27 protein-coding genes are annotated in these 23,661 nt (G+C 28.7%); 25 read left to right on the forward strand and 2 right to left on the reverse strand.

Going from position 1 to position 23,661, the window contains the following annotated elements:
- The first annotated feature begins 20 nt into the window (after positions 1–20).
- The 4 genes from nadE to BN7997_RS03355 all read left to right on the forward strand — a co-directional run bounded on the left by nadE (position 21) and on the right by BN7997_RS03355 (position 2,972).
- Positions 21–776, forward strand: coding sequence for an NAD(+) synthase (gene nadE, locus BN7997_RS03340; protein ID WP_071119465.1), 756 nt, complete (start codon positions 21–23; stop codon positions 774–776).
- A 138-nt stretch (positions 777–914) separates the two neighbouring features.
- Positions 915–1,637, forward strand: a complete 723-nt coding sequence (locus tag BN7997_RS03345; RefSeq protein ID WP_071119466.1) for a YebC/PmpR family DNA-binding transcriptional regulator — start codon at positions 915–917, stop codon at positions 1,635–1,637.
- A gap of 109 nt (positions 1,638–1,746) precedes the next feature.
- Entirely contained in the window at positions 1,747–2,112 is a 366-nt protein-coding gene (locus BN7997_RS03350) for an MBL fold metallo-hydrolase (RefSeq protein WP_071119467.1), read from the forward strand.
- Between the two features lie 35 nt (positions 2,113–2,147).
- The gene (locus tag BN7997_RS03355; RefSeq protein WP_242873426.1) at positions 2,148–2,972 is read left to right on the forward strand and encodes a ComEC/Rec2 family competence protein; all 825 of its coding nucleotides are present in this window, start codon (positions 2,148–2,150) and stop codon (positions 2,970–2,972) included.
- Positions 2,973–3,108: 136 nt separating this feature from the next.
- On the opposite strand, the gene BN7997_RS03360 is transcribed toward BN7997_RS03355, so the two are convergent.
- Complete coding sequence (locus BN7997_RS03360; RefSeq protein WP_071119469.1) at positions 3,109–3,429, reverse strand: DUF1540 domain-containing protein; 321 nt, start codon at positions 3,427–3,429, stop codon at positions 3,109–3,111.
- Between the two features lie 136 nt (positions 3,430–3,565).
- Positions 3,566–3,886 carry a hypothetical protein gene (locus BN7997_RS03365; protein WP_071119470.1) on the reverse strand — a complete coding sequence of 107 codons (321 nt, stop codon included), beginning with the start codon at positions 3,884–3,886 and terminating at the stop codon, positions 3,566–3,568.
- A 153-nt stretch (positions 3,887–4,039) separates the two neighbouring features.
- Here BN7997_RS03365 and BN7997_RS03370 point away from each other — a divergent pair, with 153 nt between their 5' ends.
- The 21 genes from BN7997_RS03370 to BN7997_RS03470 all read left to right on the forward strand — a co-directional run bounded on the left by BN7997_RS03370 (position 4,040) and on the right by BN7997_RS03470 (position 23,651).
- The gene (locus tag BN7997_RS03370; RefSeq protein ID WP_071119471.1) at positions 4,040–4,642 is read left to right on the forward strand and encodes a hypothetical protein; all 603 of its coding nucleotides are present in this window, start codon (positions 4,040–4,042) and stop codon (positions 4,640–4,642) included.
- Between the two features lie 150 nt (positions 4,643–4,792).
- Complete coding sequence (gene ruvC / locus BN7997_RS03375; RefSeq protein WP_071119472.1) at positions 4,793–5,302, forward strand: crossover junction endodeoxyribonuclease RuvC; 510 nt, start codon at positions 4,793–4,795, stop codon at positions 5,300–5,302.
- Positions 5,295–5,897 (forward strand): Holliday junction branch migration protein RuvA, encoded by a 603-nt coding sequence (gene ruvA / locus BN7997_RS03380; protein ID WP_071119473.1) that lies wholly within the window; start codon positions 5,295–5,297, stop codon positions 5,895–5,897. Before ruvC ends, ruvA begins: the two co-directional genes overlap by 8 nt.
- Before the next feature lie 17 nt (positions 5,898–5,914).
- Positions 5,915–6,931 (forward strand): Holliday junction branch migration DNA helicase RuvB, encoded by a 1,017-nt coding sequence (gene ruvB, locus BN7997_RS03385; protein ID WP_071119474.1) that lies wholly within the window; start codon positions 5,915–5,917, stop codon positions 6,929–6,931.
- A 176-nt stretch (positions 6,932–7,107) separates the two neighbouring features.
- Entirely contained in the window at positions 7,108–8,133 is a 1,026-nt protein-coding gene (gene queA / locus BN7997_RS03390) for a tRNA preQ1(34) S-adenosylmethionine ribosyltransferase-isomerase QueA (protein WP_071119475.1), read from the forward strand.
- A gap of 27 nt (positions 8,134–8,160) precedes the next feature.
- Positions 8,161–8,628 carry a phosphate-starvation-inducible PsiE family protein gene (locus BN7997_RS03395; RefSeq protein WP_071119476.1) on the forward strand — a complete coding sequence of 156 codons (468 nt, stop codon included), beginning with the start codon at positions 8,161–8,163 and terminating at the stop codon, positions 8,626–8,628.
- Between the two features lie 78 nt (positions 8,629–8,706).
- Entirely contained in the window at positions 8,707–9,828 is a 1,122-nt protein-coding gene (gene tgt / locus BN7997_RS03400) for a tRNA guanosine(34) transglycosylase Tgt (RefSeq protein ID WP_071119477.1), read from the forward strand.
- An 87-nt stretch (positions 9,829–9,915) separates the two neighbouring features.
- A complete protein-coding gene (gene yajC, locus BN7997_RS03405) occupies positions 9,916–10,200 on the forward strand; it encodes a preprotein translocase subunit YajC (RefSeq protein WP_071119478.1) in 285 nt (94 codons plus the stop codon).
- A 70-nt stretch (positions 10,201–10,270) separates the two neighbouring features.
- Positions 10,271–10,633, forward strand: a complete 363-nt coding sequence (locus tag BN7997_RS03410) for a TIGR04086 family membrane protein (protein WP_071119479.1) — start codon at positions 10,271–10,273, stop codon at positions 10,631–10,633.
- 67 nt (positions 10,634–10,700) lie between these two features.
- Complete coding sequence (scfA, locus tag BN7997_RS03415) at positions 10,701–10,844, forward strand: six-cysteine ranthipeptide SCIFF (protein ID WP_071119480.1); 144 nt, start codon at positions 10,701–10,703, stop codon at positions 10,842–10,844.
- A 144-nt stretch (positions 10,845–10,988) separates the two neighbouring features.
- Entirely contained in the window at positions 10,989–11,183 is a 195-nt protein-coding gene (locus BN7997_RS03420; RefSeq protein ID WP_071119481.1) for a hypothetical protein, read from the forward strand.
- 157 nt (positions 11,184–11,340) lie between these two features.
- Positions 11,341–12,888, forward strand: coding sequence for a murein biosynthesis integral membrane protein MurJ (gene murJ / locus BN7997_RS03425; protein ID WP_071119482.1), 1,548 nt, complete (start codon positions 11,341–11,343; stop codon positions 12,886–12,888).
- Positions 12,889–13,166: 278 nt separating this feature from the next.
- Complete coding sequence (locus tag BN7997_RS03430) at positions 13,167–13,676, forward strand: HD domain-containing protein (protein ID WP_071119483.1); 510 nt, start codon at positions 13,167–13,169, stop codon at positions 13,674–13,676.
- Positions 13,677–13,911: 235 nt separating this feature from the next.
- A complete protein-coding gene (gene scfB, locus BN7997_RS03435) occupies positions 13,912–15,285 on the forward strand; it encodes a thioether cross-link-forming SCIFF peptide maturase (RefSeq protein ID WP_071119484.1) in 1,374 nt (457 codons plus the stop codon).
- 6 nt (positions 15,286–15,291) lie between these two features.
- Complete coding sequence (locus BN7997_RS03440) at positions 15,292–15,792, forward strand: gamma carbonic anhydrase family protein (protein ID WP_071119485.1); 501 nt, start codon at positions 15,292–15,294, stop codon at positions 15,790–15,792.
- A 57-nt stretch (positions 15,793–15,849) separates the two neighbouring features.
- Entirely contained in the window at positions 15,850–17,511 is a 1,662-nt protein-coding gene (locus BN7997_RS03445; RefSeq protein WP_071119486.1) for an ABC1 kinase family protein, read from the forward strand.
- An 82-nt stretch (positions 17,512–17,593) separates the two neighbouring features.
- The gene (gene recJ / locus BN7997_RS03450) at positions 17,594–19,360 is read left to right on the forward strand and encodes a single-stranded-DNA-specific exonuclease RecJ (protein WP_071119487.1); all 1,767 of its coding nucleotides are present in this window, start codon (positions 17,594–17,596) and stop codon (positions 19,358–19,360) included.
- A gap of 411 nt (positions 19,361–19,771) precedes the next feature.
- Positions 19,772–20,284, forward strand: coding sequence for an adenine phosphoribosyltransferase (locus BN7997_RS03455; RefSeq protein ID WP_071119488.1), 513 nt, complete (start codon positions 19,772–19,774; stop codon positions 20,282–20,284).
- A gap of 70 nt (positions 20,285–20,354) precedes the next feature.
- Positions 20,355–22,565 carry a RelA/SpoT family protein gene (locus BN7997_RS03460; RefSeq protein WP_071119489.1) on the forward strand — a complete coding sequence of 737 codons (2,211 nt, stop codon included), beginning with the start codon at positions 20,355–20,357 and terminating at the stop codon, positions 22,563–22,565.
- Between the two features lie 9 nt (positions 22,566–22,574).
- Positions 22,575–23,024, forward strand: coding sequence for a D-aminoacyl-tRNA deacylase (gene dtd / locus BN7997_RS03465; protein ID WP_071119490.1), 450 nt, complete (start codon positions 22,575–22,577; stop codon positions 23,022–23,024).
- A 12-nt stretch (positions 23,025–23,036) separates the two neighbouring features.
- The gene (locus BN7997_RS03470) at positions 23,037–23,651 is read left to right on the forward strand and encodes an MBL fold metallo-hydrolase (RefSeq protein ID WP_071119491.1); all 615 of its coding nucleotides are present in this window, start codon (positions 23,037–23,039) and stop codon (positions 23,649–23,651) included.
- The last annotated feature ends 10 nt before the right edge of the window (positions 23,652–23,661 follow it).

Genomic DNA, 23,661 nt, shown 5'->3' on the forward strand with positions numbered 1-23,661 from the left:
AATCAAGAGAGGAGAAGGACATGAGTGAAATAAATTTTAAAATAGACCAAATAGTTGAGTGGCTAAGAGGAAAAGTTAAAGAAGCAAATTGTAATGGTCTTGTAGTTGGAGTATCAGGTGGGATAGATTCAGCAGTAGTTGCGTATTTAATAAAAAAAGCATTCCCAAAAAATTCTATGGGAGTTATTATGAGTATAAAAAGTAATCCAAAGGATAGAGAAGATGCACTTAAAGTTATAAATGGATGTAACATAGATTATATTGATTTAGATCTTACTTCTGAGCAAAGTATGATACTTGAACAAGTAACATCTAAATTAAAGAATAAAAATTTATATAAAGAAGATAATTTAAAGATGACAGATGCAAATTTAAGAGCAAGAGTTAGAATGAGTACTGTTTATACAGTAGCTAATAATTTAGGGTATTTAGTAGTAGGAACAGATAATGCAGCTGAAATACATACAGGATATTTTACTAAACATGGTGATGGTGGAGTTGATTTAATACCTTTGGCAAACCTTACAAAACGAGAGGTGTATGAATGGGCTAAAGAACTTGGAGTTCATGATGATGTAATAAATAAAGCACCATCTGCTGGACTTTGGGAAGGTCAAACTGATGAAATAGAAATGGGAACAACTTATGATATGATAGACGCGGTACTTGAAGGAAGACTAGATGAGGTTCCACAAAAAGATCAAGATATAATAGCAAGATTGCATAGAATAAGTGAGCACAAAAGACATACAGCAGCGGCACCACCTAAGTTCTAATTTACTAAAATAAATATTTATGCTAAAATTTACAATGGAAAGATAAAATATCTAAAGATTAATTAATAATATGGGTAAATATGTAAATAATAACCCTAAGATATATGAATTAATTATACGTATTAAGGAGTGGAATTTATGGGACGTATAGGAAACATAATAAACAAAAAAGGTAAACAAGATGCTAAAAGAGCTAAAATATTCACTAAGCATGCTAGAGCTATAGCAGTTGCAGCTAAAGAAGGTGGAGGAAATCCGGATTACAATGCAGCATTAAAAACAGCTATAGAAAAAGCTAAAGCTGATAACATGCCAAATGATAATATAGACAGAGCAATAGCAAAAGGTGCTGGAGCTGGAGCTAACGAAAACTATGAAACAATAGTTTATGAAGGATACGGACCAGGTGGAGTTGCTGTTATAGTTGAAACTTTAACTGATAATAAAAATAGAACTGCTGGTAATGTAAGATACTACTTCGATAAAAATGGTGGTAACTTAGGAACTAGTGGATGTGTATCATTCATGTTCGATAACAAAGGACAAATATTAATAGAAGCTAGCGACGATGTATCAGAAGATGAATTAATGGAAGCAGCGTTAGAAGCAGGAGCAGAAGATTTCATAACAGAAGAAGATGGATATGAAGTAGTTACTGCACCAGAAGATTTTGCAGCAGTTAGAGATGAATTACAAGCTAAGGGATATGAATTCATATCTGCAGATGTTAAGTTAATACCTCAAACTACTACAGAATTAACTGACGAAACTCAATTAAAAATGATGAATAAGTTAGTTGACATGTTAGAAGACGATGACGATGTTCAAAATGTTTATCATAACTGGGAAATAGCTGAATAATAAATATTATTAAGATACATTTTTATATATAAAAATGTATCTTTTTTATGTATAAAAATATAATATTTTTAATACTAGAGTTTAGTAAATTTTAAAAGGGAGAAAGATTATGAATAAGGCATTAAAAAGCATAGTAATGATGTTTATTATATGTGTTTTAGGATACACTAAAATAGGCTGTAAAGCAGACAATATAAAAAATGAGAATCCACAAGCGATAAAAGATTATAGTAACCAAGTTCAGAGTGAAGACAAGAGTAATCAAAATAGTAATGAAAGTAAAGATGATAACGGTAATTTAACATCTCAAGTGGAAAAGTTATCATCAAATGCAGAAATTCACTTTATAGATACAGGAAACTCAGATGCTATATTAATAATAAAAGATAATAAAGCAGCACTTATAGATGGTGGCGATAATGACGATGAAGCCTTAGTTTCATCATACATAAAAAACAAGGTATATCTGAGTTAGAATATGTATTTGCAACACACCCACATGCAGATCATATAGGTGGATTAGATAGAGTTGCAAAAGAAATAAAAATAAATAACTTATATGTAAGTAATGGAGAAGCAGACACTAAAAGTTATAGGGATTTTATAAATGAGGCTGCAAACAAAGGATTATACCCAAGTGTTCCATTATTAGGGAGTAAATTTGATTTAGCAGGCTCTACATTTGAAGTGTTATCAGTAGCTAATACTAATGATCCAAATAATAACTCTATAGTACTTTTATATACTAATGGAAATGATAAGATATTATTAATGGGAGATGCAGAAAAAGAAATAGAACAAAAACTAAATATAAGAGATGTAGATTTATTAAAAGTTGGACATCATGGTTCCCATAGTAGCTCATCAAAGCCATTTATAGATAAAATTAATCCTGAATATGCAGTTATATTAGTTGGTGAAGATAATAAATATGGTCATCCTCATAAAGAAACTATGGATATACTTAAAGAAAAAGGTATAGAGGTACATAGAAGTGATGAGTGTGGAGATATAGTATTTACATCAACTGGAAATGGATTAGAAGTAGATTGTAAAAAAGGAAGTTATAACACAGGTGCTAACTCTAAATATAATAAAACTGAGAACACTGTAAAAATAGAAAGTAATACTTCATCTATTAAAAATGAAAATATAAACAGTTATAATAACAATTCAAATGAAAGTGAAAATATAGAAAATAACAAGTCTGATGTTGTATACTGGACTAAATCAGGAAAAAAATATCATAGTGATCCAAACTGTTCAGGAATGAAGTCACCTATATCAGGAACAATAAAAGAAAGTCAAAGAACACCATGTAGTAAATGTTATTAATAATAAATAAAAAGTATCTCTAAGAAATTTCTTAGAGATACTTTTTTAATAGAAAAATTATTTTTATCAGTGGATTAAAATTAATAATATTTAAAATTTGCTTGAAGATTTATTGTGTATTCAAGCAAGTTATGTACTATTTACATTTAAAGCTAGAACAATAAGTTTCTGATGCTGCGTTAGTTCTTGGAGCAGATGTAGTTACACCTATATTACTAAGAACACATACTGTTCCAGCATTATTAACACAAGTTTTTACATTACATCCAATGAATGTATTATTGCTAGAATTATCAGCACTATTAGTAAAACTTCCATTTGATTCCTCTACAAAAGTATTACAACAAGTATGAGTGCTTGTACGAGATTTCTTACCGTTTATAGAAATTTTACTAGCATAGCACATACCACCATCGTTATGACCGCAGTTATTTACGTTACAGTTTATACTAGACATATAAATTACCTCCCAATAAATATTTTAATCTATAAGGAGTATGGACATATTTAAATAAAAATATAGCAAATAAATAAAAAAATATATTTATATAAAAACAGAGGAAAGTATAATACTGTTCCTCTTTATAAAAAGTTTAATTTGAAGAAGAGAAAAGAGAATTAAACACATCTTCACTCATGAGTACTTTTGCTATTAATGTAGATGCTGATGGATAAGTTTTTACTAGTGGACATATTTCAAAAAGTTCACTTTCATAATCTGAAATTGATGTTCGTGCTCCTGATTTGATTTGATTTTCAAAATTAAGTGTTAAGTCCCTTATTTTAAGGAAATCATCTAAAGTAAGTTTATAAAATACAGATGCTTTATGCTGAGGTTGTTTTAAAAGAATTAAGTTTTGTTTAAACTCAATAAAATCTAATCTATCATAAATTACTCGAATATATGAACTCAAATTATCACCCCCACTAAATTATATTAAAAATATACCTAATAATATGTACAGATTATTAATAATGGAACGATAAAATAAAAATAGTAATATTTGGATAAAATGTATAAAAAAATAAGGTATGGCAACAATATTTGATATAAGGAGGTTATATATATGTTCGAGAGAAAAGAGCCCTTCCAATGGAAGATACCTATATTAATACTAACAGGGATATTAGTACTAAGTGGAGGTATTTATATAGGAGTAAAAACTAGAAAAGTAGAAGAGAAACCAGCATTTAATAATGAAACTATAAATGAAGAAAATGAAGAAACTAAAGATTCATTTGGATTAAGTGAAAATTGTGAAATTTGGTTATATAAACGTAGTGAAGAAGGAAGTTTAATAGACTCAGAGCCTAATATGATAGGATTTGCTCCAAAAGAATTACTTGATAAAACTAAAGAAGAAATACGAACATATTTATCTGAGCAATATCCAGATAAAGAGATTGATAGTATAACACAACATCAAATAGTATTATCGGAAAAAGCTCCTTTAAAGGACACATCAAGAAGTAATAAATATTCTTTAGAAGTAGAAAATGGATTTATAGGACTTTATAAATATGATATAAATGGAAATAGAGAGTTAATAGAAAATACAGAGATTAAATTAGATTCCTTACCACAGTCAGTTCAAGAAGAAATTCAAAAAGGAGTAGTAGTTGATACTCAAGATGATGCATATTCAAGACTTGAGAGCTTTGGAAGTTAATAAAAACAACCTAATATATAAGGTTGTTTTTTTGTGTATACAAAAACTTATGATATAATGTATTAGAACATAAGTTTTGCATATTTTGTAAAGTATATATATCATTATGGATATAGATAAAATGAAATTTTTTAGGAGGAAGCGGACAGTTTGATAATACTAGGCATAGATCCAGGGATAGCAATAGTTGGATATGGAATAATAGAATATAAAAATAGTAAATTTAGAGTAATAGATTATGGCGCAGTAACTACTCCTGCAGGTATGGATATATTAAAAAGATTAGAACTTGTTTACAAGGGAATAGATATGCTTATAAAAAATTACAATATAGACGAAGTCGGTATAGAAGAACTATTCTTTAATAAAAATGTAAAAACAGCAATCACAGTAGCTCAAGCAAGAGGTGTTACTATGCTTGCTTGTGCTCATAATAATAAACCTGTTTATGAATATACACCACTACAAGTAAAACAAGGTGTAGTTGGATATGGAAGAGCACAAAAAGCTCAAGTACAACAAATGGTTACATCATTTTTAAATCTAAAAAAAGTACCAAAACCAGATGATGTGGCAGATGCTTTGGCGGTTGCAATTTGTCACGCACATGCTAATAAGTTAGAAAAAACTCTAAAGAATATAGGGGGAAGTTATGTATAGTTATATAAAAGGAACAGTAGAAGAAATTAACTTAGATTATATAGTAATAGATAATAACAATATAGGATATAAAATAAATGTATCTAGTAATACTATAAAAGATTTACATTTAGGAAATATGGCAAAAATTTATACTAAATTAATAGTAAGAGAAGATGATATGAGCCTTTGTGGATTTGCAACTAAAGAAGAGATGAAGATGTTTGAACTTTTAACTTCAGTATCAAAAATAGGGCCTAAAGTAGGTTTATCCATATTATCATTTGCATCACCAGGGCAACTTGGGGCATATATATTAAGTGAAGATGTAGCTAAACTTTCTAAAGCTCCAGGTGTAGGTAAAAAGACAGCAGAGAGAATAGTACTTGAATTAAAAGATAAAGTAGATAAAAATAATGTTGAGTTTGAACCGACATTACTTTCAAGTGAACCAATAGCTGTATCTAAAGATGAAGCAGTAGATGCATTAGTGGCACTTGGATATTCATCAGCAGAAGCTAAGGAAGCCGTTGACAAGTGTAAAAAGGATGGGCTAAATACAGAAGATATAATAAAGAAATCTTTAACTTATATAATGAGTAAATCCTTAAGATAGAAAGGAGATGAGTGTTAATGTTTGATTTTCAAGATGAAGATAGAATAATAACATCAACAATGAAAAATGAAGATATAGATGTTGAAAATAGTTTAAGACCAAAATCTTTAGACGATTATTTAGGTCAAGAAAAAGCAAAAGAGCAACTTAAGATATTTATAGAAGCTGCAAAAAGTAGAAATGAACAACTTGATCATGTTCTTTTATATGGACCACCAGGTCTTGGTAAAACAACTTTAGCAAGTATAATAGCTAATGAGATGGGTGTAAATTTAAGAATAACATCAGGGCCAGCTATAGAGCGTGCTGGAGACTTAGCAGCAATACTTACAAATTTAAATGAAAATGATGTGTTATTTATAGATGAAATACATCGTATAAATAGAAGTGTAGAAGAAGTTTTATATTCTGCTATGGAAGATTTTTGTTTAGATATAATAATAGGAAAAGGGCCATCGGCAAGAAGTATAAGACTTGACTTACCTAAGTTTACATTAATAGGTGCAACAACTAGAGCTGGTATGCTTACAAATCCACTTAGAGATAGATTTGGAGTTATATGTAAACTAGATTATTATACAGTTGATGAATTAGCAAAAATAGTAGTAAGATCATCAGAAATTTTAGGAGCAGAAATACAAATAGGTGGAGCAACTGAAATAGCAAGACGTTCAAGGGGTACACCAAGAATAGCAAATAGACTTTTAAAAAGAGTAAGAGATTACGCTCAAGTTAGAGCAGATGGTAATATAACTGATGATGTTGCAAACAAAGCATTAGAGTTATTAGGTGTAGATAGTCTAGGACTTGACTATGTAGATGAGAAGCTTCTAATGACTATAATCCAAAAGTTTAGAGGAGGTCCTGTTGGACTTGATACATTAGCGGCATCTATAGGAGAAGATAGAAATACTATAGAAGATGTTTATGAACCATACTTACTTCAGTTAGGATTTATAAATAGAGGTCCAAGAGGAAGAATAGCTATGCCACTAGCATATGAGCATCTTAAAATGCCTTATCCTACTAAATAAAGAATAGACATAGAAAATGATACGATAATTTTTAGGTTACCTTAATGTGTGTATAATAACATAAATAGATATAATTTCTAAAAATACACATAACATATATTTAATAGGTGTATAGAAAAAATATACTTTTTTTGTTATTATGGTAACTGTATAAAATTTTGGAAAGGAAGTTTAAATTGAAAACAAGCGACTTTTATTTTGACTTACCAGAAGAGCTAATTGCTCAAGTACCTATATTAGATAGATCAAGTTCTAAATTAATGGTACTAGATAAAGAAACTGGAGAAATTGAACATAAAACATTTAAAAATGTAATAGATTATTTAAATCCTGGGGATTGCCTAGTTCTTAATAACACTAGAGTAATACCGGCAAGACTTATAGGTGAAAAAGTAGATACAGGTGGTAAGATAGAATTCTTATTACTAAAAAGAACAGAAGAGGATACTTGGCAAGCATTAGTAAAACCAGGTAAAAGAGCTAAAATAGGAACTAAGTTTTCTTTTGGAAATGGAAAACTTATAGGAGAAGTAGTAGGTTTAGCTGAAGAAGGTTCTAGAATAATTAAATTCCATTATGAAGGAATATTTGAGGAAGTTTTAGATGAACTTGGAAATATGCCTCTACCTCCATATATAACAGAAAGATTAGAAGAAAGAGAAAGATACCAAACTGTTTATTCTAAGCATAATGGTTCGGCAGCAGCACCGACAGCAGGTCTTCATTTTACTGAAGAATTACTTCAACAAATAAAGGATAAGGGTGTAGATATAGCATTTGTAACCCTTCATGTTGGACTTGGAACTTTTAGACCAGTTAAGGTTGATGATGTATTAGAACATGAAATGCATTCAGAATATTATATGGTAGATAAAGAAGCTGCACAAAAGATAAATAATGCTAAGAAAAATGGACATAACGTAGTTTGTGTAGGAACAACTAGTTGTAGAACAGTAGAATCAGCAACTAATGAAGAGGGTATAATAGAAGAAACTAGTGGTTGGACTAATATATTTATTTACCCAGGATACAAATTTAAAATGGTAGATAAACTTATAACTAATTTCCATTTACCAGAATCAACATTAATTATGTTAGTAAGTGCACTTTCTAGCAAAGAGAATGTACTAAATGCTTATGAAACGGCTGTAAAAGAAAGATATAGATTCTTTAGTTTTGGAGATGCTATGATTGTAAAATAGTTAAATAGAGAATATATAGGGGGAACTATGAAAAATATAGATAAAAGTAATATATCACTAAGAGTAGCGTATATATTTGAATCAATATTAGCCATGGTAGTTTTAATAGCAGTATTTTTGGGAACGATAGATGTCCTAAGAATGATATGGACTGCATATATCGTTGAATATCATACTCCTGTTGCATATAGTCAATTAAATGATATACTAGCACAAATACTTCTTTTAGTTATAGCTATAGAGTTCGTGGTTATGTTATCTTTGCATATACCAGGTACAATAATAGAAGTCTTATTGTATGCAATAGCAAGAAAGATGTTATTACTTCCAAAAAGTGGAGGTATGTTAGAAGTATTATTAGGTGTAATTGCAATAGCTGGATTATTTACAATTAGAAAATATTTGTTAACAAAAGACAATAGTAATATGAACATAACTAGTATACATTATGACAGCGATGACGATGATATTATAGATGCTAAGGACCCTATATAAGATGACAAAACTTTAGATACAGTAAATATATAAATTTTAATATAGATAAACAAAAGACTACATTAAGGAGACAAAAACATGAGTGCAATAAGATACGAACTTATAAAAACATGTAAACAAAGTGGGGCAAGACTTGGAAGACTTCATACTCCACATGGTGTTATAGAAACACCTATATTTATGCCTGTTGGAACTCAAGCAACAGTAAAATCAATGACACCAGAAGAACTTAAAGAAATAGGTTCACAAATAATATTAAGTAACACATATCATTTATATATGAGACCAGGTCACGATTTAGTTAAGGAAGCTGGTGGATTACACAAGTTTATGAATTGGGATAGACCAATACTTACAGATAGTGGAGGATTCCAAGTATTTAGCTTAGGTCCACTTAGAAAAATAACAGAAGAAGGTGTTCACTTTAGATCTCATATAGATGGATCAAAACACTTTATAAGTCCTGAAAAAGCTATGGAAATACAAAATGCTTTAGGTTCAGATATAATGATGGCATTTGACGAATGTGCTCCATATCCTGCTGATAGAGAATATGTTAAAAACTCTTTAGAAAGAACTACAAGATGGTTAAAAAGATGTAAAGAAGCTCATAAAAATACAGAAAAACAAGCTTTATTTGGTATAATCCAAGGTGGAATGTATAAAGACTTAAGAGAACAATCTGCTAAAGAAATATTAGAACTTGATTTACCAGGTTATGCAGTTGGTGGTTTAAGTGTCGGAGAACCAAAAGAATTAATGTATGAAGTATTAGATTATACAGTACCTTTAATGCCAGAAGATAAGCCAAGATACCTAATGGGTGTTGGTAGCCCTGATGACTTACTAGAAGGTGTTATAAGAGGAATAGATATGTTTGACTGTGTATTACCTACTCGTATAGCTAGAAATGGTACAGCTATGACTAGTGTTGGTAAAGTAGTTGTTAGAAATGCAAAATATGCAAGAGACTTTGGGCCATTAGATCCAAACTGTGATTGCTACTGTTGTAAAAATTACACAAGAGCATATATAAGACATTTAGTTAAGGCTAACGAAATATTAGCATCAAGATTAATAACTACTCACAATTTACACTTCTTATTAAACTTAATGAAGCAAGTAAGAGAAGCGATAATGGAAGATAGATTATTAGACTTCAAAGAAGAATTCTTCAAGGCATATGGATACACAAAATAAATTAAAATGTACTATTAATTAGAATAATTTTAATATATAATATTTAATATATATAAATAATTTTTAAACTTTGAAGGAGTGAAAAAGATGAGTCCGCAAACACAACAGATGATCATGGGATTACTTATGTGGGTTGTAGTATTTGGAGTATTTTATTTCTTACTAATAAGACCACAAAAGAAAAAAGATAAAGAATTAAAAGAAATGAGAGAAAACTTAAACGTAGGAGATAAGGTTACTACTATAGGTGGTATAATAGCTCACGTTGCTAAGGTTGAAGAAAATGCTGTAATATTAGAAATAGGGCCAAATAGAACTAAAGTACCATTTGAAAAATGGGCTATAGGTAAGGTTGAATCTAAAGAAGCATAATAAATAGTAATGTTTGTACCTTTTCTTGAATATATATTAACGAGTATATATTCGAGGGGAGGTATTTTTTATGGAGAAAACAAATTACATTCTAAAGGGCTTAGGATATTCATATATATTAACACTAGCAACTCTATTAATATATAACTTAGCCCTTACATTTACTAGTTTATCAGGAAATTCTATAGCTATGGCATCATCTGCAATAACTACTGCATCATCAGCATTTGGAGGATTTTATGCATCAAAGAACATAAAAGAAAAAGGCCTTATATACGGTCTGTTAGTTGGCCTCATGTACATAGTATGCCTTACATTAATAGTATTTTTAGCAAAGGATAGTTTTGTATTTGAAATGGATATATTATACAAAGTATTGTTAGTATCTCTAGCTGGTGGCATTGGTGGAGTTTTAGGTGTAAATTTTAAATAATATTCCACATTTGGAAAATTATATGATATAATCATTTAAGAAACTTTTGAGTAGGAGGTATTTAAAGATGGAAAAGAAACATGTAAAAACTTTATCTAGTGCTACTTTAAAGGAAAGTGCTGCAAAAGGTGGATGTGGTGAATGTCAAACTTCTTGCCAATCAGCTTGCAAAACTTCTTGTACAGTTGCAAATCAAGAGTGTGAAAGATAATAATTTATAATAAACACTACAAAAGGCGTCATTATTATGATGTCTTTTTTTGTATGCTAAATTTTATGAAAATATATATTGGAGTAATAACCATGACTATTGCTAATAATATATACATGCTCAAAATAAGAGGAGGTAATAGTTATGAAGAATAAAGATAAACAAAATAAAAGTATAGAAGATTTAACATATGACATATTAGGGAATGCTTTTGTAGGAAATCTATTTGATATATCAAATGATATAGACAATACATCACAAAATCTTATAGCATATTTAGAATTAGAGGACATAAAAAAATTAAGTAAAAAACATAAAGGTAACATTGAAGAAAAGTAATTTTTAGTTAAAATTTTAATCTTTAATTAAGGTTGAGTTAATCTATAAAATATAAAATGGATATATATAACTTTTATTTTATAAACTGTTATACATTATATTAAAATAGAGAATAATCAAATAAATAAGAGTTAATAAAGTATAGGAGAGAGAAATCATGTCAAGAGTAGCAAAGGCAGCTGTAGGATTAATGGCGGCAACTTTAGTTGCTAAGATTCTAGGCTTTGGTAGAGAATTAGCCCTAGCTTCAGCATATGGAGCATCAGGAGTTAGTGATGCATTTTTAGTGGCTATGAATATACCAGCAGTAATATTCACTGCTATAGGTACATCTCTAGGAACTGCATTTATTCCACTTTATTGTGAAGTAAATGCAAATAAAGGAGAGCAAGCATCTAATAAGTTTACAAATAATGTATTTAATATTGTTGTAATTATATGTCTAGTTCTTTCAGCAATAGGAGCAATATTTACGCCACAAATAGTAAAAATGTTTGCTGTTGGATTTGAAGGTGAAACACTTAGATTAGCAATTTATTTTACAAGAGTAATGATATTAGGATTAGCATTTTTAGGAATGAGCTATATAATGATGGCATACCTACAAGTAAAAGAAAACTTTATAATACCAGGTTTTATGTCAGTTCCGTACAATATTCTTATAATTATATCAATAATTGTAAGTGTGAAAATAAGTCCTTATTTATTGCCTTGGGGTACTTTAATTGGATTATCACTTCAATTTTTATTTCAACTTCCATTTGCAATAAAAAAAGGGTATAGATATAAGCTGTACATAGACGTTAAAGATGAACATCTTAAGAGAATGCTTTGGCTTATAGCTCCAGTTTTAATAGGAGTTGCAGTTAATCAAATAAATACTATAGTAGATAGAACTATAGCATCTACATTAGTTGAAGGTAGTATATCTGCATTGAACTATGCTACAAAGTTAAATCAATTTGTTATGGGTATGTTTATAGTTTCTATATCATCTGTTGTATACCCTATGCTGTCAAAGTTATCAACTGAAAACAATAAAGAAAAGTTTAATAAATCAATAATAACATCTGTAAATACTGTTACGTTATTAGTTATACCAATATCTATTGGAGCGATAATACTTGCAAATCCAATTGTAAAATTGTTATTCCAAAGAGGTGAATTTGATGCTAGAGCAACTCAGATGACAGCTGTTGCCCTTATATTCTATTCAATTGGTATGATTGGATATGGTCTTAGAGATATATTAGGGAAAGTATTTTACTCATTACAGGATACTAGAACTCCTATGATAAATGGAGTGATAGCAATGGTTTTAAATATAACACTTAATATATTATTTGTTAAATATACTAATATGCAACTTGCAGGACTTGCATTTGCAACTAGTATATCAGCACTATTTACTATAGCATTATTATTTATAAGCTTAAGAAGAAAAATAGGTAGTTTTGGTGGTAAGTCAATAGCACTGGGTATGATTAAGTCCTTGATTTCAGGAATTATAATGGCAGTAGTAACTTTATTTGCATATAATACTATAGCTAATATACTAGGTAGTGGATTTATAAAAGAGGTCATAACTTTAGCGCTATCAGTAGGAATAGGTGCAATAGTTTACGGTACAAGTATAATAATACTTAAAGTAGATGAAGTTAATATAATTTTAGAGAAAGTTAAAGGAAAGCTCAATAGAAAATAAATTGAGATGGAGATATTTTAAGATAAATACTTGTTTTAAAATACTCCATTTTTTATTATAATGATATATCATTTGAGTTATGTTAAAAGCGAATTTTAAGCAACGGATACATCTGTAGCGGTAGCAAAGATGTATCGTTGGCGATATGAGCGAAGCGAATTTTAAGCAATGGATGTATCAGTAGCGTTAGCGAAGATGTGTTATTGATGTTATGATCGAAGTAAAATTTGACAAAATAAACTGTAAAATCCTTAATTAAGAAATAGAAGGAGAAAATCATGATACCTAAACGAGTAAAGCAATTTTATGTTAATGTTACAGATAAGATGACTGAAAAAGATTATGATTATGCTAATGAAATACTAAATAAAAAAGAGTTGGAATTATTCATGAAGTTATCTAAATCAGAACAAAAGCATAGTATTAGAATAGCGAAAGATATAGAATTTATTATAGATAATAATGAGACTGATGATGAAGAGATATTAAAAAATAGAAACTTATTAATGAAGTCAGCTTTGTTACATGATATAGGAAAAATTACGAAACGATTAAATGTGATTGATAAATCTATAATAGTTATATTAAACAAATTAACTAAAGGAAAATTAAAAAGTATTAAAACATCTAAAAAAATACAGTGTTACTATAATCATAGCAGTTATGGCTATGAAATTTTAAAAGATATAATTGATGATACGGTTATATTAGATATAGTTAAAAATCATCATAGTGACAATGGTAATAATCTGGTTAACTTTTTTAAACAGATAGATGATAAGAACTAGATATTTATCTATTATGAGGTTATATTAAAAAGTAAAGTAAACTTATATAAATATTAAAGTGAAGATAGATTTATTTTTTGTCAAATAATATGGAATTAAAAGGTATTAAAGGCGAATGTTGTAATAATCTTGCTTATACCTTATATAAGTTATATAATGAAGAATAGATTAATTTTAATTCGAGTAAGGTGTGTTGATATACATAAATCGAATTGATAATTTGGAGGAGAGAAAAATGAGTATGATACATAAGTTCTCAATGAACGGATATAATATAGTACTAGATGTTAACGGAGGAGCAGTTCATGTTGTTGATGAAGTTGCTTATAACCTAGTTGACTTATATAAGGAAAAAACTAAAGAAGAAATAATAGAAAGTCTAAAAGAAAACTATACAGTAGAGCAAATAAATGAAGCTTACGATGAAATAAAGACTTTAGAAGAAGAAGGACTTTTATACACAGAGGATACATATCAATTCCATCCAAGTTTCGTAGCTAGAAAAAAAGTAGTTAAAGCTTTATGTTTACATGTTGCTCATGACTGTAACTTAAAATGTAAGTACTGCTTTGCTGCACAAGGGGATTTTGGTGGAGAAAAGCAAATGATGAGTTTTGAAGTTGGTAAAGCTGCAATAGATTACTTAATAGCTAACTCAGGAAATAGAAGAAACTTAGAAATAGATTTCTTTGGTGGAGAGCCACTAATGAACTTTGATGTAGTAAAACAATTAGTTGAATATGGAAGAAGTATAGAAAAAGAAAATAATAAAAATATAAGATTCACTATAACTACAAATGGTATATTATTAGATGATGAAAAGATAGAGTACATAAATGAAAATATGCACAACGTAGTATTAAGCTTAGACGGAAGAAAAGAAGTAAATGATAATATGAGACCTACATTAAATGATAAAGGAAGTCATGATATCATATTACCTAAGTTCAAAAAACTTATAGAAACTAGACCGAAAGACAAATATTATTATATAAGAGGAACATTTACAAGAGAGAATTTAGATTTCTCTGAAGATGTTATGCATTTTGCAAATGAAGGATTTGCACTTACTTCTGTTGAACCAGTTGTAGGAGATGAGTCAAATCCGTATGCATTAAGAGAAGAAGATATGCCAAAAGTATTTGAAGAATACGAAAATTTAGCAGTTAAATATGCTGACATGTTAAAGGAAGGGAAAGATTTTAAATTCTTCCACTTTATGATAGATTTAAATCAAGGTCCATGTGTAATAAAGAGAATAACAGGATGTGGAGCAGGAAATGAATATCTTGCTATAACTCCAGAGGGAGATATATATCCATGTCATCAATTCGTTGGAAATGAAGATTATAAATTATCTAACATAATGAATGAAGAAATAGTATTCCCTCATGATTTAACTGAGAGCTTTAAGAATGCTCATGTATATAGTAAAGAAGATTGTAAAAAGTGTTGGAATAAATTCTACTGTTCAGGTGGATGTCATGCAAATGCAACTAACTTTAACGGAGATGTTATGAAGCCGTATGAATTAGGCTGTGAAATGCAAAAGAAAAGAACAGAGTGTTCAATAATGATACAAGCAAAATTAATGTTAGAAGGTGAATAATACTCAATGATAAAAGGATACAAAGGAGTAGAACCTAAAATAGATGAAACTGCATTTATAGCAGACAGTGCTGATGTTATAGGTCAAGTTAATATAGGTAAAAATGCAAATATATGGTATGGGACTGTTTTAAGAGCAGATGATAACCATATAACTGTAGGTGAAAACACAAATATACAAGATGGAAGTGTAGTGCATATATCAGAGGGATATCCTACAGTTATAGGTGATAATGTAACTATAGGTCATAAATCAATAATTCATGGATGTGAAATTGGAAACAATACATTAATAGGCATGGGTTCAATCGTTTTAGATGGAGCTAAAATTGGAGAATTCACTTTACTTGGAGCAGGAAGTTTAGTCCCACCAGGAAAGGAAATACCATCAGGTGTTTTAGCTATGGGTTCACCTGCTAAAGTAATAAGAGAACTTTCAGAACAAGAAAAAGAAAATCTTACTAAATCAGCATTAAAATACGTAAAACTTGCAAATAATCATAAGTAACAAAACTAAAGGGGCAATCATTATATTGCCCTTTTAAAATTTTAGGAGTGGAATCTAGTGAGAATAAGTTATAAAAACTTAAAAAGATATAAAGAAATTGCACATGTACTAATTAAATATGGATTTTCCGTTATTGTAGAAAAGCTAAATATAGAGGAAGTAGCATATAAAATACCTATTACAAATCCTTCTGAGGAAATAAAGAATATGTCTACTGCTACAAAGATTAGATGTGTAATAGAAGAATTAGGTCCAACATATATAAAATTTGGGCAACTATTAAGTACAAGGAAAGATTTATTTGACCAAGATATAATAGATGAACTTTCTAAATTAAGAGATAGCGTAGAACCATTTGATACAGATATAGCAAAAGCTATATTTAAAAATGAGACTGGATTAGATATAGATGATATTTTTAAGGAATTTAATGATATTCCTATAGGGTCTGCATCTATAGGTCAAGTTTATGAAGGTAAGTTAAAAAATAATGAAGATGTAATTGTAAAGATACAAAGACCTAATGTAGAAGAAACTATAAAATCTGATATAGAAATATTAAGATCTATAGCTTCAGCATTAAAAGATTTATATAAAGATATTGATATAGACTTAAAACAGGTAATAGAAGAATTTAATACTCAATTAATGAGAGAGTTAGACTATAATTTTGAAGCTATGAATGCTATCAAGTTTAAAAAGATGTTTGAAGATAGCAAAGAAGTATATATACCATCTATATATAGTGAATATAGTACTGAAAAAGTATTAATAATGGAAAAAATAATAGGTATAAAGTTAAGTGATATTTCAAAAATAAGAGAGCTAGGTTGGAGTACGAAAAATATAGCGGAAATAGGTGTAAGATCGTTATTTAAACAAGTATTCGAATATGGATTTTTTCACGGTGACCCACATCCAGGAAATATATTTGTAGTAAGCAGTAACTGTATATCATATATAGATTTTGGAATGATTGGGATTATAGACAGTAAGACATTAAACTTTTTAAATCATATGGCAATTGCAATAAGCAAGAAAAATATAGATAGAGTAATTCACTTATTAATAGATATGAATATACTAAACTCAGATATAGATACTAGTAGTTTTAGACAAGATTTATTATATTTAATGCACTACTATTATGATGTACCAATAGAGAAGTTAAGTATAGCTAATATTTTAAATGATATGTTTAGATTTCTTAGAAAATATAAAGTATATATACCATCTCAACTTTCTATGCTTGCAAAAACTATAATAACTTTAGAAGGAACTGCTAGAAGTTTAGATCCAGATTTTTCAATATCGTCAGTAGCACAAGAATTTATTAAGTATTATTATATTAATAAACTTAGTGTAGATAAGATATTACTTAGAGCTAAAGATAATACAGAAGAAATACTTTTTGATATTAGATCAATTCCAAAACAGTTAAAAACTATACTTAGAAACTTAGAGAATAATAATATTAAAATACAAATGGAAGATATAAAGTTTACAAGCTTGGAACGGTGTATAACTGATTTGGCTACAAAACTTTCGCTAAGCTTAGTTCTAGCATCTATGGTTGTTGGTTCTTCTCTTATAATATCATCACAAAATATAAATCGAAATATTTGGATAAAAATGATGGCAATTACAGGCTTTTCTATATCATTTATAATAGGAATATTATTAGTTATTAAAATTTTTAGAAGCCAATATAGAAAATAATAAGTAAATTTATAATTATAAAAATATATATTAAAGCTTAATAAGATAGTATATGACATGCAGTGGAAAATGGAGGAGAAAAATGAGTAATGAAAAATGGTTACTTAGAAATAGAAAAGTCGACTTAAAAGCTATGTCAGAAAAATATAAAATAAGTCAGTTACTTTGTAAATTGATGGTAAATAGAGATATAATTGATGAGAATATAATAAATAGTTATATAAATCCTGTATATAAATATTTACATTCACCTAAAACTATGAAAGATGTAGTTATTGCAGTAGATATTATAAAAAGAAAAATACAAGAAAATAAAAAAATTAGGATTATAGGTGACTATGATGTAGATGGAATAATCAGTGTTTTTATACTATATACGGCACTTAAAAAGTGTGGTGCAAATGTAGATTATGAAATACCTGATAGAATCAAAGATGGATACGGTATAAATGAAAATATAGTAAAGGTAGCTTATGATGAGGGCGTAGATACTATAATAACTTGCGATAATGGAATTTCAGCTATAGATCAAATACAATATGCTAAAGATTTAGGATTAACAGTAATAGTTACGGATCATCACGATGTTCCATTTATAGAAGAAGATGGAGTAAGAACATTTTTATCTTCGCAGGCGGATGCAATAATAAATCCAAAACAAATAGAGTGTGAATATAAATTTAAAAGTATATGTGGTGCAGGTGTTGCTTTTAAATTAATGGAAGCATTATATGAAGAGATAGGAATGGATAAGGAAGAGTGTTATAAATTAATTGAATTTATAGCTATAGCAACAGTTTGTGATGTAGTTGACTTAATAGATGAAAATAGAATATTTGTAAAAAATGGATTAGAAATGCTAAATAACAGCAAAAATATTGGTATAAATGCACTTAAAAAAGCATGCGGCTTAGAAGATAAAGAAATTACAGCATATCACTTAGGATTTGTAATAGGTCCATGTTTAAATGCATCTGGAAGACTTGATTCTGCTAAAAAAGGTTTAGAATTATTATTAATGGAAGATGATGAAGAGGCTAAGAATCTAGCACAAGAAATAGTAGATTTAAATGATGCAAGAAAGAATATGACAAAAGAGGGAGTAGATAGAGCTATTAACATAATTGATAGTACAGATATTAATAATGATAATATATTAGTTGTATATATACCTGATATACATGAAAGTCTTGCTGGTATAGTTGCAGGTAGAGTAAAAGAAAAGTACAATAAGCCAACTATAATACTTACAAAGTCAGAAGAAGGTGTAAAAGGATCTGCAAGATCTATAGAAGAATATAATATGTTTGAAGGATTATTAGCTTGTAAAGAATTACTTGATAAGTTTGGTGGACACCCTATGGCAGCTGGATTGTCATTACAAGAAGATAAGGTTGATGAATTAAGAATAGCTTTAAATAATAAATGTGAATTAACAGATGAAGATTTGACTAGAAAGATAATGATAGATTCATCTCTTCCTCTAGAATATTTAAATTTACATCTTATTGAAGAATTAAATGTATTAGAGCCATTTGGTAAAGGTAATGCTAAGCCAGTATTTGGTGTTAGAGATGCAAAAATTACTAGGGCTATGTTACTTGGAAAAGACAAGAATGTTTTAAAGTTAAAGCTTTTAACAAATAATAATATTACTATAGATGCTATGATATTTAATGACTTAGAAAATTTTGAGAGTAAGATTATAGAAAAGTATGGTAATGAAGAATTAGATAACTTATATAATAAATCCAACAATAATATACCTATGGATTTTACATTCTATCCATCTATAAATGAATGGAATGGAAATAAGAGCATACAAGTTGTAGTTAATGGTATTAGATAGTAAAATATAAATATAAATTATCAAAAAATTAATAGTAAATGAAATAAATGGATAACCTAAAGAAATATAAAGTGATAGCTATAGACAACTAATTAATAATAAACTATAATGAAGGTTCGGAAAAAAACGATGCTTGGTAAAAGTTATATTTTCACCAAATATTGATAAAAAATGATTAAGAAGATATAATAATATTATTATTAACGATTATTTAAAAAATAGTAAAAAATATTCGTATATTATTTTTTACATACATGTAAATTAAATATTATAAAAAGTAACATTATTTATAAATAGGAAATATAACTAATTATAAATTGAACAATTAAAGTTAATAAAATAGATAAAAATTAAAATTTAATATCTAATAATCATAAAAATAGAACATTAAAAGCTATTAGGAGGGTCATCATGGACTTAAAAAAAGCAATAAGAGAAATTGAAAACTTCCCAAAAGAAGGAATAAACTTTAAAGACATAACAACATTAATGCAAGATGGAGAAACTTTCAAGTACACAATAGATGCATTTATAAATGAATTAAAAGACAAAAATGTAGATGTAATAGTAGGGCCAGAAGCTAGAGGATTCTTAATGGGAACTCCAGTTGCTTATGGATTAGGTGTTGGATTTGTTCCGGTTAGAAAGCCAGGAAAACTTCCATCAGAAACTATAAGCTATAGCTATGGATTAGAGTACGGTAGTGATACATTACAAATACACAAAGATGCAATAAAACCAGGACAAAGAGTAGCTATAGTAGATGATTTATTAGCTACAGGAGGAACTATGGAAGCTGCAGCAAAACTAATAGAACAATTAGGTGGAGAAGTGGTTTCTATGCAATTCTTAATAGAATTAGAAGACCTAAAAGGAAGAGAGAAATTATCTCAATACGAAGTAAATTCTTTAATAAAGTACTAGTACTTTAAAAATAGTTGGTATATAGCCAACTATTTTAATATATAAATTTATACTTGAGATAGGTGGTATTATGCAAGATAAGGAAATTCAAGAGCTTATAGAAAAAATAAAGAAATATGCAAATGATGTAGATGTTAGTTTAGTTGAAAAGGCTTATTACTTTGGAAAAAAAGCACATGATGGACAATTTAGAAAATCAGGAGAACCTTATTTTATACATCCTGTAGCAGTAGCAAATATTCTATGTGATATGGAATTAGATATAGAAACTATAATTGCAGGTTTACTTCATGACGTAGTGGAAGATACTGAATATACATATGAAGATATAGAAAGAGAATTTTCTAAAGAAATAGCTGATTTAGTAGATGGAGTAACAAAGCTTGGACAAATAAAATATCAGTCAAAAGAGGAAACACAAGCGGAAAACTTAAGAAAAATGTTTCTTGCTATGGCAAAAGATATAAGAGTTATACTTATAAAATTAGCTGATAGACTGCATAATATGAGAACTTTAAAATATATGCCTCCAGAAAAAGCTAAATCTAAAGCCATAGAAACACTTGAGATATATGGTGGAATAGCTAATAGATTAGGAATATCTATGATTAAATGGGAACTTGAAGATTTAGCTTTAAGATATATAGATCCTGAAGGATATTATGATTTAGTTGAGAGAGTTGCTAAAAAAAGAAGTCAAAGAGAAGCTTATATTGAAAATGTACTTAATATATTAAACAAATCATTTGAAGAGGTAAATATTAAGTGTAATGTATATGGAAGACCAAAGCATTTTTATAGTATATATAAAAAAATGCAAGATAAACATAAGAACTTCCAAGATATATATGATTTAATGGCAGTTAGGATAATTGTTGACACTGTAAAAGATTGCTATGCAGTTCTTGGTATGATACATACGCTATGGACTCCTATGCCAGGTAGATTTAAAGATTATATAGCTATGCCAAAGCCAAATATGTATCAAAGTTTACACACCACAGTCATAGGTCCAGATGGTGAGCCTTTAGAGATACAAATAAGAACTAAAGAAATGCACACTATAGCTGAGTACGGAATAGCAGCACACTGGAAATATAAAGAAGGAAATACAAGTCAAAAGCAAAGCAATATAGAAGGTAAACTTCAGTGGTTAAGACAAATGATGGAATGGGAAAAAGACTTAAAAGACCCACAAGAGTTTATGGATGCACTTAAAGAAGATGTATTCAGTAGTCAAGTATATGTATTTACTCCTAAGGGGGATGTTGTAGAACTTCCAGCAGAGTCAACACCAATAGATTTTGCATACAGAGTGCATACAAATGTAGGGAATAAATGTGTTGGTGCAAAGATAGATGGAAGAATAGTGCCTCTAGATTATAAACTTCAAAATGGTAATATAGTTGAAATATTAACATCTTCAAACTCTAATGGACCAAGTAGGGACTGGATAAATATTGTTAAAACACCTAATGCTAAAAGTAGAATTAGACAATGGTTCAAAAAAGAAAGAAGAGAAGAAAATATTCAAAGAGGAACGGAAATACTTGAAAAAGAATTTAAAAAATACCATATACCATTAAAGGATTCCAATATAGAAAAATACATGCAACAAATGACTAAGAAATTTAACCAACCAACAGTAGAAGATTTAATAGCTACTATTGGATATGGTGGAATAATGCCAGCGCATGTAGTTCCTAAAATAAGGGATTTATATGAAAAAGAAGTTAAAAAAGTTCAAAAAGAACAAAAAGAAGAAATAAATGATATTGAAAAACACAGCATAAGTGATGCGGAATATAAACAAAAAAGAAAGAAAAATAATTCACAAGGAATTGTAGTAAAAAGATTAGATAATATACTTATAAGATTTGCTAAATGTTGTAATCCACTTCCTGGTGATGAGATTATAGGTTATGTAACTAAAGGAAGAGGAGTTGCTATACATAGAGCAGATTGTCCTAATGCAAATGTTAATGGAGATTTCTTTAAAAATAGATTAGTAGATGTAGCTTGGAGTAATTCTGAAGCTAGTAAATTTGAAGCTGAAATACAAATAAAAGCGGTTGATAGAAGAGGAATAATAAATGATATAACTCACATAATCGCTATGGATAAAGTTTCTTTAAATGGTATAAGTGCAAAAAAAGGAAAAGATAATGTAGTAAGTGTAAACTTATTAGTTGAAGTTAATAATATAGACTCGTTAAATACACTGATGAAAAAAATAAAATCAATTCCTGGTGTTGAAAATATTTATAGGGTAATTAACTAGGAGGTTATTATGAGAGCAGTTGTTCAGAGAGTATCTTCTTCAAAAGTTACAGTAGATGGAGAAGTTACTGGGGAGATAAATAAAGGGTTACTTGTTTTACTAGGTGTAACTCATGAAGATACATCTAAAGATGTAGATTATATAATAGATAAGGTACTTAACTTAAGAATATTTGAAGATGAAAATGAAAAGATGAATTTATCATTAAAAGATGTTGGTGGAGAACTTTTAGTAGTATCTCAATTTACTTTATATGGTGATTGTAGAAAAGGTAGAAGACCTAGCTTTTCTAGTGCAGCAAGACCAGAAGTTGCAACAAAATTATATGAGGAATTCATAGAAAAAGCAAGGAAAGAAGGTATAGTAACTAAAACAGGACAGTTTGGTGCACATATGATGGTTGATTTAACTAATGATGGGCCAGTTACTATATTACTTGAGTCAAATAGAGATTTTTAAGGAGGTACAATTATGATAATAGATAAGATAGTTGAACCATACTTTGGAGAAAATATGTATATATTAATAGATGAAGAAACTAAAAAGTGTGCAGTTGTAGACCCAGGTGGAGCTAGTGACAAAATACTTACTTATCTAAAGAAAAACTCTTTAGAGTTAGAATATATACTACTGACTCATGGACATGGAGACCATATAGGAGCAGTTAATTATATAAAATCTAAAACTAATGCTACCATAGTAGCACATAGTGATGAAAAAGAATTATTAAATGATAATAGAAAAAACCTAAGTTATTCTATGCATTGTGGCCCACAAGAATTAAATGCTGATGTATATGTTAATGACAAAGATAAATTAGAACTTGGAAATTTAAAATTAAGTTTTATTCATACGCCAGGACATACAAAAGGAAGTATGTGTATAAGAGTTAATGACGATATGTTTACAGGAGATACTCTGTTTGCAGGAAGTATAGGAAGAACGGATTTTTATAGTGGAGACTATAAGCAAATTGAGAAATCTTTAAAGAAATTAGCTAAATTTGAAAACAAAGTAAAAATACATCCTGGTCATGGGCCAAGTTCAACACTTGGTATAGAAAAGATGAGTAATCCTTATATGTAAAAGGAGACAT

The sequence above is a fragment of the Romboutsia timonensis genome (assembly GCF_900106845.1).
Lineage (GTDB): Bacteria > Bacillota > Clostridia > Peptostreptococcales > Peptostreptococcaceae > Romboutsia > Romboutsia timonensis.